Origin of the sequence: Stomatobaculum longum (genome assembly GCA_000242235.1) — a bacterium.
GTDB classification, from domain to species: Bacteria; Bacillota; Clostridia; order Lachnospirales; family Lachnospiraceae; genus Moryella; species Moryella longum.
The window spans coordinates 11,783-24,260 of record JH590864.1 but is presented as its reverse complement, the minus strand read 5'-3'; the positions used below and the strand labels follow the sequence as shown (position 1 = coordinate 24,260).

10 protein-coding genes and 1 pseudogene are annotated in these 12,478 nt (G+C 57.7%); 2 read left to right on the top strand and 9 right to left on the bottom strand.

The window, feature by feature from the left end; genetic code table 11:
- Positions 1-31: 31 nt before the first annotated feature.
- The 6 genes and pseudogenes from HMPREF9623_RS08600 to HMPREF9623_RS08575 form a co-directional block, all read right to left on the bottom strand.
- On the bottom strand, positions 32-286 hold the full coding sequence (locus tag HMPREF9623_RS08600) for an HPr family phosphocarrier protein (RefSeq protein ID WP_009533507.1): 255 nt from the start codon (positions 284-286) through the stop codon (positions 32-34).
- 3 nt (positions 287-289) lie between these two features.
- The gene (whiA, locus tag HMPREF9623_RS08595) at positions 290-1,237 is read right to left on the bottom strand and encodes a DNA-binding protein WhiA (protein WP_009533506.1); all 948 of its coding nucleotides are present in this window, start codon (positions 1,235-1,237) and stop codon (positions 290-292) included.
- 2 nt (positions 1,238-1,239) lie between these two features.
- Complete coding sequence (gene murB / locus HMPREF9623_RS08590) at positions 1,240-2,109, bottom strand: UDP-N-acetylmuramate dehydrogenase (protein ID WP_009533505.1); 870 nt, start codon at positions 2,107-2,109, stop codon at positions 1,240-1,242.
- Between the two features lie 237 nt (positions 2,110-2,346).
- A pseudogene (gene hprK, locus HMPREF9623_RS08585) lies at positions 2,347-3,264 on the bottom strand (HPr(Ser) kinase/phosphatase); the annotation flags it as partial.
- Positions 3,218-5,104, bottom strand: coding sequence for an excinuclease ABC subunit UvrC (gene uvrC / locus HMPREF9623_RS08580; protein ID WP_009533503.1), 1,887 nt, complete (start codon positions 5,102-5,104; stop codon positions 3,218-3,220). The gene uvrC and the pseudogene hprK, both read right to left, overlap by 47 nt.
- Positions 5,097-5,675: a hypothetical protein gene (locus HMPREF9623_RS08575; RefSeq protein WP_009533502.1), complete on the bottom strand. Its 579-nt coding sequence runs from the start codon at positions 5,673-5,675 to the stop codon at positions 5,097-5,099. The genes uvrC and HMPREF9623_RS08575 overlap by 8 nt, the downstream gene beginning before the upstream one ends.
- Positions 5,676-5,777: 102 nt before the next feature.
- Here HMPREF9623_RS08575 and HMPREF9623_RS08570 point away from each other — a divergent pair, with 102 nt between their 5' ends.
- The gene (locus HMPREF9623_RS08570; protein WP_009533501.1) at positions 5,778-7,250 is read left to right on the top strand and encodes a DUF1846 domain-containing protein; all 1,473 of its coding nucleotides are present in this window, start codon (positions 5,778-5,780) and stop codon (positions 7,248-7,250) included.
- 358 nt (positions 7,251-7,608) lie between these two features.
- On the opposite strand, the gene ftsH is transcribed toward HMPREF9623_RS08570, so the two are convergent.
- Positions 7,609-9,894, bottom strand: a complete 2,286-nt coding sequence (ftsH, locus tag HMPREF9623_RS08565; RefSeq protein ID WP_009533500.1) for an ATP-dependent zinc metalloprotease FtsH — start codon at positions 9,892-9,894, stop codon at positions 7,609-7,611.
- A 188-nt stretch (positions 9,895-10,082) separates the two neighbouring features.
- On the opposite strand from ftsH, the gene HMPREF9623_RS08560 reads away from it, so the two are divergent.
- Positions 10,083-11,471 carry an MATE family efflux transporter gene (locus HMPREF9623_RS08560; RefSeq protein ID WP_009533499.1) on the top strand — a complete coding sequence of 463 codons (1,389 nt, stop codon included), beginning with the start codon at positions 10,083-10,085 and terminating at the stop codon, positions 11,469-11,471.
- Positions 11,472-11,528: 57 nt separating this feature from the next.
- On the opposite strand, the gene HMPREF9623_RS08555 is transcribed toward HMPREF9623_RS08560, so the two are convergent.
- The gene (locus HMPREF9623_RS08555; protein WP_009533498.1) at positions 11,529-12,248 is read right to left on the bottom strand and encodes a hypothetical protein; all 720 of its coding nucleotides are present in this window, start codon (positions 12,246-12,248) and stop codon (positions 11,529-11,531) included.
- On the bottom strand, positions 12,245-12,469 hold the full coding sequence (locus HMPREF9623_RS08550) for a hypothetical protein (protein ID WP_009533497.1): 225 nt from the start codon (positions 12,467-12,469) through the stop codon (positions 12,245-12,247). The genes HMPREF9623_RS08555 and HMPREF9623_RS08550 overlap by 4 nt, the downstream gene beginning before the upstream one ends.
- Positions 12,470-12,478: the final 9 nt, after the last annotated feature.

Genomic DNA, 12,478 nt, shown 5'->3' with positions numbered 1-12,478 from the left:
CGCCCGGCTCAAAAGTTTGTCCTATCCGCGTTTACTGGCAGAGATACTCCTCAATGCCGGTAATCGCTGCGTCTTCGTCTTTGCCGTCTGCCGTCACGACAATCTCCAAGCCGTTTGCAAGTCCAAGGGTCATCATGCCCATGATACTCTTCGCGTTGACGCGCTTGTCCGCGTCGTCCACATAAATGCTGCTCTCATACTGGCTTGCAACCTGTACCAGCATCGCTGCCGGCATGGCGTCCGCTTTCTTCCCGTTCAACTTCACTACCATAGACTTTTTAATCATTGTTCACCCCTCTTTTCTCTTGCCCCGCAACTCGTCCGCATATTCCGAGAGTTTCCGCAATCTGTGATTCACGCCGCTCTTGCCGACCGGCGGGTTCAACCGGGCTCCCAACTCTTTGAGAGACATATCCGGATACTCTAATCGGATTTCCGCCATCTCGGCGAGTGCCGACGGCAGGTCATCGAAGCCCTCCGCATCGCGAATATACTCGATGTCCTTCCGCTGTTTCAGGGCTGCCGCCACCGTCTTCTGCAAATTTGCCGTCTCACAATTGACCGTGCGATTCACACGATTTCGCATGTCCTTTAAGACACGGATTTCTTCCAAAGCCAGCAGCGCGCGGGAAGCGCCCATCCTGCCGAGCAAGTTCACAATGTCGTCGCTGTCTTTGACATACACGACATAATGCCCCTTCCGCTGCACGACACCTGCCGTTGCATCGAGCGCGGAGAGAAGCAACTTCAAATACCAGGCCTTGGTCTCATCCGGGCAGACAAATTCCAGATGATAAAAGCGCGCAGGGTCGGAAATGGATCCAGCCGCGAGAAAGACTCCCCGGAGAAAGGCGCGCCGCTCCTCCTCACCGGAGAGCTTCTGTTCCGACTTTCTGCCGATCTCAAACTCCCCGTCTTCATAGCCGAGCCCGGCACTCTCAAGGAGCACCGCCGCGTCTTCCCGGGCCAGGACAGCACTGTAACTTTTAGTTTTTCCGTTCGGATGCTGTATCGTGATGGCAAAATCTGTTTTGATTCTATCTGTTTTTTTTATGAATGTAAAGTATTTCTTCGTACTTTCCTCGCTCTCACCGAGAACGCGAAGCACCGCACCGCCGTCTGTTTCTGTCAGTTTTGCGCCGTAGAGCAATAAACCTTGCAACTCCGCCGAAAAGAGCTCGCTGTCTTCCGGTATCATCTCCGCGAGTTCGCGCTTAACCGCCGCCGAGAACGACATGCTCAGAACTCCCCGAGGAAGCGAATTTCCGGCTCAAGCCGGATGCCGGACTGCGCCTCGACCCGATCGGCCGCCTCTTTCAGCACCGCGCGCACATCGGCCGCGCTCGCGTGATCGAGGTTCACGAGAAACCCTGCGTGCTTTTCCGAAATCGCCGCGCCGCCGACGCGGAGTCCCTTGCAGCCCGCCGTGTCGAGGAGACGCGCCGCTATGTCGCCCGCCGGGCGCTTAAAAGCCGAGCCCGCGCTCGGGAATTCGAGCGGCTGCTTTTCGCGGCGTGACTCCGCATATCGCTTCATCTCTGCGAGAATTTCTTCTTTCTCACCGGGTTGCAGGACAAACACGGCCGAGAGCACAATCGCCCCCAGTTCCGGAATGTTGCTGTGCCGGTAGCTGAGCTCCAGTTCCGCGCCGGTGAAGTGCCTCACACTGCCGTCCGGCAGGAGGAGTTCCGCGCTCTCTAAGACATCCTTCATCTCGCCGCCGTACGCGCCTGCGTTCATGACCAGTGCGCCGCCGACCGTGCCGGGGATACCCGCCGCAAAGGCGAGGCCGCTAAGCCCCGCATTCGCCGCCGTACGCGCCAGTTTCGCAAGCAGCGCCCCCGCCTCGGCTTTCAAGCGGTTTCCGTCCGTTTCAATGGCACCGAAGCCCTCGCCGAGGCGTATGACTGCGCCGCGAAAGCCCTTGTCGCCAACCAAGAGATTGGAGCCGTTACCTATCACTGCCGTGCGGATTCCCTCTTCCTTGCACTGCAAAAGGAGGTCCCGAATCTCCTCTCTTGTCTCCGGCTCATAATAGAACGCCGCCGGGCCGCCGATCCGGAAACTAGTGTGGTTCGAGAGCGGTTCTTCTCTCAGCTGTCTTCGCAACTTGCCTTCCTCCTCAATTTTAATTTAATTCAGTTCTCCGACATCCGCGCTGTCGGACTCAATCCGGTAGCCGCTCCGCTCAAACTCGCCGTAGTGCGGCGGGAGATCGCTCTCGTCGATCGTGTCGAGGTGGCCGAGCATCCTACTCTTGACCTCCTGATTCAGCGCCTCACCGATGCGCTTCCGCTCGGCAATCAGCTCCTCTTCGCGGCGCTCTTTTTCATGCTCCTCGGCGCTCTTTGCCATATTGTCGCTCACGCGGCGGTAGAGCTCCTTCGCCGCATTGTAGCCCATCTTCTTCTGGCGGCGGTTCACGGCCGCGGTCTCACAGATGATCGCGAGATTCCGCCCCGGACGAATCGGGAGCGTGTTGCAGACCACGCGCACACCGAGAATCTCCGTGTACTGATCCTCCATGCCGAGGCGGTCGTAGTCCTTGGTCTTATCCCAGTCCTCAAGCTTAATCACGAGGTCCACGGTCTGCACATCTTTCACGCACTCTGCGCCGAACAGCGCGCGCACATCGATGATGCCGATGCCGCGGAGCTCGATAAAGTGCTTGGTAATCGCGGGTGCCCGTCCGACCAGAGCGACCTCCGAGACTTTCCGGAGCTCGACCACATCGTCCGCAACCAGACGGTGGCCGCGCCGGATGAGTTCCAGTGCCGCCTCACTTTTTCCGACGCCCGAGTCGCCCATAATGAGGACGCCCTCGCCGTAGACATCCACCAGAACGCCGTGAATCGAGAGCTGGGGCGCGAGTTTTGCCTTGAGCCAGCGAATCAGCTCCGAAGTCAGATCGCCCGTGGTCTGCGAGGTCACCATGCAGGGGATGCCGTACTCGCGGCACTTCTTTAACAAGGTCTCGTGCGGCTGCAAATTCCGCGAGAAGATAAAGCCCGGCACGCGGAAGCGGCACATGCAGTCAAACACTTCTTCGCGCCGCGCTTCGTCCATCAGGCCTATGTACTCCGCCTCGACATTGCCGATGACCTGCAGTCTCGCGTTGTCAAAGTGCGCGAAAAAGCCGGTCAGCGGGAGTGCCGGGCGGTTGATATCCGACGCCGAGATGATGATTTCGTCCGTGTTAATCTCCGGTGTCAGATTTTTAAAGTGGTTTCTCTGAATCAGTTCCGTCACTGTCACGCCGTACATCTTCCTGACTCCTTTCCCGATGAAAATACCGATAGACTTCCTCCGCCACGCGGAGATTGAAACTGGGCAGGGTGCTGAGTTCCTCTACGCTCGCGGCGCGGACCCCTTCGACGCCGCCGTACTGCCGGAGCAGGGTCTTTCGCCGCACCGCACCGATGCCCGGAATATCGTCGAGCACCGAGTGTACCTCCGCCTTCGAGCGAAGACTTCTGTGGTACTCAATCGCAAAGCGGTGCGCCTCATCCTGAATCCGGGTCACGAGTTTAAAGCCCTCGCTCCGCTCGGAAATCGGCAGCTCCGCTCCCCGGTACCAGAGCCCGCGCGTCCTGTGCCAGTCATCCTTGACCATGCCGCAAACCGGAATTTGCAGATTGAAACACTGTAACACTTCGAGGGCGATGTTGACCTGCCCCCTGCCGCCGTCCATTAAAATCAGATCCGGCAGCTTCACAAAATTGCCGTCCTCGGCCGCGAGACTCCGCTGAAAGCGGCGCGTCAAGACCTCGCGGAGCGACGCGTAGTCGTTCGGCCCGATGACGGTCTGAATGCGGAACTTCCGGTAGTCGCTCTTTTTCGGCTTGCCGTCCTCGTAGACAACCATGGAGCCGACCGAAAGCGTTCCGCTGATGTTGGAAATATCATAGGCTTCCATGCGGTGCAGGTTCCGAAGTCCCGTCAGTTCTTCGAGCTCGTGCACGGCGCCCTTGCTGCGCGCCTCGTCCATCTGAAGCCGCTGTCTGTCCTTTTCGAGAACCATGTCGGCGTTTCGCGCCGCGAGCTCCATGAGCTTTTCCTTCTCCCCCTTCTTCGGCACCACGAGCCGGACGCGCGCGCCGCGCTTCGCGGAGAGCCAGTCGGTGAGGAGGGCGCTGTCCGTGAGTTCCTCCTGGAGCCAGATTTCCTGCGGGATGAAGGGCGTCCCGGCGTAGAACTGTTTCACGAAGCTCTCGAGCAGTTCCCGGTTCTCATCCTCCATTGCAATGTGGAGATAGTGGTGCTCGCGTCCCACAATTCTGCCCTCGCGGACAAAGAAGACCTGCACCACAGCTTCCCGCTCATCTCTGCCGAGCGCGATGATGTCTCTGTCCTCCATGCCCTCCGAAGTCACCTTTTGCCGCTGCTCAATGTGCTCGATGCTGCGGAGCAGATCCCGGAGCTCACCCGCGCGCTCAAATTCCATGCGCGTCGCCGCATCCTCCATCTCATCTTTCAGCTTTCTGACCGTCGGCTCGAACTTTCCGTTCAGAAAGTCGAGCGCGGCGTCCACATTCGCGCGGTAGGCCTTCTCTCCCATATAACCGGCACACGGCGCGCCGCACTGGTGGATGTGGTAGTTGAGGCAGGGTCTCTCTTTGCCAATGTCCCGCGGCAACACGCGCTTGCAATCCCTAAGCTGAAATGCGCGGTACATAAAGTCCAGCGTCTTTCGCACCGCCTGCGAAGAACTGAACGGACCGAAGTATTTCGCCTTGTCTTTCTTCATCTGCCGCGTCATGAAGATGCGCGGAAACGGCTCCCGGACCGTCACCTTGATATAAGGATAGGTCTTGTCGTCCCGGAGCATCGTGTTGTACCGCGGGCGATTCTCCTTGATTAAGTTATTCTCGAGCACCAGCGCCTCGAGCTCCGAGTCCGTCACAATGTACTCGAAGCGGGCTATGCGGCTCACCATCTGCATGATTTTAGGACTCTTGCCCCGCGAGGACTGGAAATACTGCCGCACGCGGTTTCGGAGTGAAATCGCCTTGCCCACATAGATAATCTCGTCCCGTTTGTCATGCATGATGTAGACGCCCGGGCTCCGCGGCAGTTTTTTCAGTTCCTCCTCAATATCAAACATGGCGGTCGCCGCGCTCCTTCTCGTAGCGCTCCTGCACGCGGAGTGCCGCAAATGCATTCCGGAGCTGGTCCTCGGGCTCGCCGCTGTCCTCAATTTCGAGCGTTGTCGCAATCCGCAGAATGTCCCGCTCGGTCAGATTGTCGCGCTCTTCCTCGAGGTAGATTCTGCGCTCCCGCGGACTCTGAAGCTCGAGAAAATGCAGAAAGCGACGGTCCCGCTCTTCCGGCGCGGGCTCCGGGATGGAGTGCCGCGTTTCCGTCTTCGCTTCGCTCTCCTGTTCCTGTTCCGCAGACTGCTTTTGTTCTTCAGAAATGCCCCCGGGCGTGTCGCCCGTGCACGCAGTCGCCTCCGGCGCCGCTGCCTCTTTTTCCTCCGGCAACGTCACCTCCGAAAACCGCGTCGCAAACTGCGACAGGCGGTAAGCCAGGAGGCCGAAATCAGCGGACAATTTCTGGCAAATCACAAGCGCCTCGCCGCCTGCGGCATCGTCCGCGACGCAGCGCACCTGGTACAGACTTCCCTCTTCCTGCCGGTAAAAGGCCCCCGGCAACGGGCTCTCTTTTTTATTCATGGCAAAAAGTATACCACATTTTTGCAAAGCTATGATACAATCTCGTGCGTGTCAAATGCACCCGGCACAGGGTCGGGCGGAATTCGGCGCAAAGGAGTGGATATGAAAATTGGGTTTGACAACGATAAATACCTCCGCATGCAGTCTGAGCACATCCGCGAGCGCATCTCCAAGTTCGGCGACAAGCTTTACCTCGAATTCGGCGGCAAGCTCTTCGACGACTACCACGCATCCCGCGTGCTCCCGGGTTTTCAGCCGGACAGCAAGCTCCGCATGTTGCTGCAGCTGGCCGATCAGGCTGAGATTGTCATTGCGATCTCCGCTGCGGATATCGAGAAGAATAAAATTCGCGGCGATCTCGGCATCACCTACGATGTCGATGTGCTGCGTCTGATTCAGGCTTTTCGCGACGCCGGTCTCTATGTCGGCTCCGTCGTCATCACCCGCTACACCAATGCGGCCGACCAGTTTAAGAGCAAGCTCGAGGCCATGGGCATCAAGGTCTATCGCCACTACTCGATTGACGGCTATCCCGCAAATGTGCCGCTCATTGTGAGTGAGGATGGCTACGGCAAGAACGAGTACATCGAGACCACGAGACCCCTCGTCATTGTGACCGCACCGGGACCGGGCAGCGGCAAAATGGCAACCTGTCTCTCCCAGCTCTACCACGAAAACCGCCGCGGCGTGAAGGCCGGCTACGCGAAGTTCGAGACCTTCCCGATTTGGAACCTTCCCTTAAATCACCCTGTGAATCTCGCTTACGAGGCTGCGACCGCTGACTTAAACGATGTCAATATGATTGACCCCTTCCACCTCGAAGCCTACGGTAAGACGACCGTCAACTATAACCGCGACGTGGAGATTTTCCCTGTGCTCTCTGCCATGTTCGAGGGCATCTACGGCAGCTGCCCCTACAAGTCTCCGACCGACATGGGCGTTAATATGGCAGGCAACTGCATCGTCGACGATGGGGTGTGTCGCGAGGCGGGACGCCAAGAGATTATCCGCCGCTGGTACACCACCATGGACCGCCTCGTGAAGGGCGAATCCCGAAAGTCCGAGGTCACAAAGATTGAGTTCCTGATGAAGCAGGCCGGCGTGACCACGGCAAACCGTCCGGTGGTGCACGCAGCGCTCCTCAAGGCGGAAGTGACCGGCGCACCGGCCGCTGCGATCGAGTTGCCGGACGGCCGCATCGTGACCGGCAAAACCTCCGAACTGCTCGGCGCAAGCGCAGCCGTACTCTTAAATGCCGTCAAGACGCTCGGCGACATTCCGGACGAAATCAAACTGATTTCCCCGACTGTCATTGAGCCCGTACAGGCGCTGAAGATTAACTATCTCGGCTCCAAGAATCCGCGCCTCCACACCGACGAGATTCTGATTGCGCTCTCGATGAACGCCGCGAGCGACCCGAATGCCGCCAAGGCGCTGGAACAGTTGAAAAAGCTCCGCGGTTGCCAGGTGCACACCTCTGTCATGCTCTCCGAGGTGGATATCCGCATTCTGAATAAGCTCGGCCTCCAACTTACGAGCGAGCCGCGCTACGAGAACAAGAAAATCTATCACTGAGAAGTTCTTCTCATACAAAAGGGGACACCCGACGGGTGTCCCCTTGCTTTTATCCGCAAGCAGGCCGAACTATAACTATAACAGTGAACTGTCCGCTTCTTTCTGCGAGAGTCTTGCGGCTCTTATGTCGCGGTGGCAAACCCGGGGGTAATCATCATCGTACAGACCTTACAGCGCTATTACCGGGATGCGAAGCGATTCTTTCCGTAGTGCATACAGGGCTCTGCGCAAGAAAGACAGCTCGGCTGCTTCATGACGGCAGAGAAGTTTGTCCGCCTTCTGAATTTTTGCCGACTCTTTTTGTCCGCTTAGCCCGTTTTAAAACCCCGGCCGGACTTTTTCATTTTTGTAATCCGCCTCAGATCAGGATGGGCTCCTGCTCGGAGAGCGGCGTCGGCAGGTTCTTCACCTTCCGGAGAATCCGCATGAACTCCTTGCCGGTGATGGTCTCGCGGTTAATCAGGAAGTCCGCAATCTGATCCAGCACCATGCGGTTTTCGCGAAGCAGCTGCAGGGCTGTCTGATAAGCCTCTTTCAGAATGCGCTCCACTTCCTTGTCCACCTGTGCGGCGGTCTGATCCGAGCAGTCCATCACGGTTCTTCCGGAGAGATACTGATTCTCCACGCGCGCCAAACCCATGAGACCGAAGCTCTCGCTCATGCCGTACATCGTGACCATCGACTTTGCGATGTTGGTTGCCTGCTCAATGTCGTTCTGCGCGCCGGTCGTGACATCGCCGAAGACCAGCTCCTCCGCCGCTCTGCCGCCGAGGGTCGAGACCAGCCGCTCCTCAAGCTCTTTCTTCGACATGAGATAGGTCTCCTCCTCCGGCACATACATGACATAGCCGAGCGCACCCATGGTGCGCGGCACAATCGTGATTTTCTGCACAGGCTCCGCGTTCTTCTGGAGCGCGGAAATCAACGCGTGACCGACCTCGTGATACGAGACAATGCGTCTCTCCTTCTGGTTCATCACGCGGTCTTTCTTCTCCTTGCCGACCAGAACCACCTCGACCGACTCAAAGAGATCCTTCTGGCTCACGGCCTTCCGTCCGTTCTTGACCGCGAGTATCGCAGCCTCGTTGACCATATTCGCGAGCTCCGAGCCGACTGCCCCGCTCGTCGCGAGACCGATGGCATCAAAGTCCACGGTGTCATCGAGCATGACATCCTTTGCATGCACCTTCAGAATTTCGATTCTGCCCTTTAAGTCCGGCCGCTCCACAATGACGCGGCGGTCAAAGCGCCCCGGGCGCAGGAGTGCGGGATCCAGAATCTCCGGACGGTTGGTTGCGCCAAGCACGAGGAGCCCCTTCGAGGAGTCAAATCCGTCCATCTCCGAGAGCAACTGGTTCAGGGTCTGCTCCCGCTCGTCGTTGCCGCCGCCGTAGCGCGAATCGCGGCTCTTTCCGATCGCATCGATCTCATCGATGAAGATGATGCAGGGTGCAGCCTCCTGCGCCTGGCGGAAGAGGTCTCGCACACGGGACGCGCCGACGCCGACATACATCTCGACAAAGTCGGAACCCGAGAGCGAGAAGAAAGGCACATTGGCCTCACCTGCGACAGCCTTCGCGAGCAGCGTTTTTCCGGTTCCGGGCGGTCCCACGAGGAGCGCCCCCTTCGGCAATTTTGCACCAATTTCCCGGAAACGCTCGGGGTTATGCAAGAAGTCGACAATCTCGGTCAGACTCTCCTTTGCCTCGTCCTCACCGGCGACATCGGCAAAGGTAACGCCGGTTTCCTTCTGCACATAGATCTTCGCATTGCTCTTGGTGACACCGCCCATGAAACCGCCGCCGCCCCCGCCGACACCCATGCGCCGAATCAGGAAGTTCATCGCGACAAAAATCAGAATGACCGGCAAAAAGAGCGCCGCGCCCGAGAGCAACAGACCGCCGATATCAAAGCGCTCCCGCGTCACGACCGCGCCTGCCTGATAGAGCTTCTCGGGCAGGTCCCGGTCGCTGTCCATGCGCGTTGTCACATAGTGCAAGGTGTATTTCTTGCCCTCCGGTTTCACGTCAAAGCGAATCACCGAATTGCCGATTTTCGCCGAGACAATCGACTTTTCATCGATGCGGCGCAAGAACTCCGTGTACGAGACCTCTTTGACCTGCGCGCTGTTTCGCTTGCCGCCGAGGGGCAACAGTAAATTGAAAAACAGCATGACAACCGCAAGCAGCATGAGCAACGGGAACAACAGACTGCCGAAACCGCGCCCGCCGCGATTGCCGTCGTCATCGCCCGGATCGCCTCCCTCCGGATTCTCGTACTCCTCGTCGTCCTCCTCTTCTCCGTCGTCACCGCGCATCCAGCGCGGAATCAGACTTTCGGACACATGTCCGCCCAGTGATTGCATCCGATTTTTCAGGCTGCCGGTCAGCGGCTCCTCCCGAAAGGAGTACTCGTCTGTTTCCGGATCAAAGGAAATTTCAATGTGATACTTAGCCTCTAATTCTTTTCGTTTGCTCTCCCGTTCCTCCGGCGGACAAGCCTTCAGCTCCTCACAAATTTTTCTGTATTTCTGCTGGAGCTCTTCCGGCAACGCAAAATCTTCCGTGTCCGCATCGTCGCCGCCGAGAATCAAATCTCGCAGGCGCCGATAGAGCCCCCCTTCATCCCTCTTTCGTTTGCTCATAAACTCGTATTCTTTTCTCCTTCAACATCGAACGGATTCCCCGTCCTCCCGGCTGAGATAATCCTGTTTTCTCATAATATCTGTGCTACTTAGTATAGCACTTCTTTTCTTTTTCGTGGGGAATCTTTTCATTGTCAACCGCCTGTGCTATGCTTTTTAGACCTATTCTTTTTTCAGAGGAGCGCTCCATGAAAGCCAAGACACAGGCGCCGTCAATCACGACGGGCCCCATCACCGGACAACTTTTACTGTTTTTCTTTCCGATTCTGCTCGGTACCTTTTTCCAACAGCTCTACAACACCGTAGATACCGTGATTGTCGGCAGTTTTGTCGGCACCAATACCGCCCTCGCCGCGGTCGGCGGTGCGACCGGCCAGCTCGTGAACCTGTTTGTCGGCTTCTTCATCGGCCTCTCCTCGGGCTGCGGCGTCATCATCTCACAGTACTACGGCGCGCGCGACCGGAACGCGGTCTCAAAGAGTGTCCACACGGCTCTGGCCTTTTCGCTGGTTTCCGGCGTCGTGATCATGGTGCTCGGCCTCGCGCTGACCAGATTCTCGCTCCGTGCAATGTCTCTGCCGGATGAAATCATGCCGGAGGCCTCCGCCTATCTCCGCATCTACTTCCTCGGCATGATTCCGAATCTCTTTTACAACATGGGGGCGGCCGTGCTCAGAGCGATCGGCGACTCCAGACGCCCGCTCTACTTCCTGATTCTAAGCTGTCTCAGCAACATTGTGCTCGACCTGGTCTTCGTGGTCTCTCTCCACATGGGCGTCGCGGGCGCTGCACTCGCAACCATACTCTCACAGGCGGCTTCTGCGATTATGGTTCTCTATGTCCTGCTCCACACGGACAGCGAAGTGCGTCTCAACCCGCGGGAACTCCGCATGGACTTCGGCTGGCTCAAAAAAATGATTTATGTCGGTCTCCCGGCCGGTCTGCAGAGCACCATGTATACCATTTCGAATATCATTGTGCAGGCGACCGTCAACAGCTTCGGCACCAACACCATTGCCGCCGTCACAGCCTACGGCAAGATGGATGTGCTGTTCTGGATGGTTATCAATGCCTTCGGCATTGCGATTACGACCTTCGTGGGACAAAACTACGGCGCAGGACAGGTAAAACGCGCCTTTCAGGGCTTCCGCGTCTCCTTCGCGCTCTCCGCATTCGCGACCCTCTTTCTCTCGGCCGTCATCTGGTTCTTCGGCATGGATTTCCTGCACTTCTTCACGAAAGATCCCGCTGTCCTCGCGATTTGCCGGCGCCTGATTCACTATGTGGTGCCTTTCTTTATCACCTACATTCCGATTGAGCTCTGTTCCGGCACTCTGCGCGGCATGGGCAACAGCTGGATGCCCATGATTATGACCATGATCGGCGTCTGTGTGCTCCGCCTGTTCTGGATTTTCCTCGCCGTGCCGCTGCACCGCGATATTCTGACCCTGATGACGGCTTACCCGATCAGCTGGATCACGACCTCCGTCGCGCTGAGCCTCTACCTCTTCCTGACCAGACATCGCTATCATCCGAAAAATCTGGTGAAGCAAAACGAAAAGAGCACCGCGGTTTAAAAAAATCCCCGGCAGTATCCAAACGATACTGCCGGGGATTTTTCTGTCCGGATGCAATCAGCGCTCCGAGAGCGAAAAGTCGTCGTAACTTGCGGCGACCGCTCTGCCGTTTTGAAACAGAATCATCACGACCTGGTTCGAGTAAATGTCCTCGCCGAACTGATATACCATATTGGACATATGCTTCTCGTTGTCAAAGGTCTTCGAAAAAGGCTCTCCGTAGACATCCGCAACCTGCTGTCTCGTTGCTCCCATCGGAATCCCGTAGAGGGTGAGATCCGGATCCGGATCGGAACTGCCGATCTCGATGCCCTTAATCGTGCAGTCCTTGACCGGTAAATCCTCGTCCTGATTGTTCCGCACATTGACCCGAATGTGTCCGAAGGAGCCCCGATACTGCACGCGGCAACTCCCGGTTGCCCCGGCCTTCACGATTTCATTCTCACCGCTGAATACCGCGCCCTCTTTCTGCAGGCCCTCAAACGAGGTCGGCACCGAGATGGTCTGCGCACCGGCGCGCACCATATGCCTGCCCTCCTGCTTGTGTTTTTCGACTTTCAGGTCGACAGTCACCGTCTTTGCGGCAGCCTCGCTCTCTGCCGCCTCAGCGGCCTCTGCCTTAATGTCCGGAATGCTGCTCTCCGCCTGAATGGTCAGCGCCTCGGCGGATGTCTGTGCCGCAGTGTTCTTTTTATGCCCGCAGCCGGTGAGCAGACTCACGCTTATCATTCCGATGATCACCGCGCCGCAAACCGCGCTCCGTTTACTGCCTTTCACCTTGTCTCCTCCTCTGTTGCCCCGGGTTCGCAACCGACTTGAACCGGTTCCGCCGTGAAATCTCGAAAACGGCAGGCGGTGCCCGGCGCCTCGCTGCCGATTTCTTCTTCGGCGGAGGGCTGCGCTTTCGTTTTCCCACCAAGACTTCCGCAGGCAGCCATCCAACAGCTGAAAAATCCGATTGTCAGGGCCAACACGAAGCCTCTGCCTCGCCGTTTCATCCGCATACC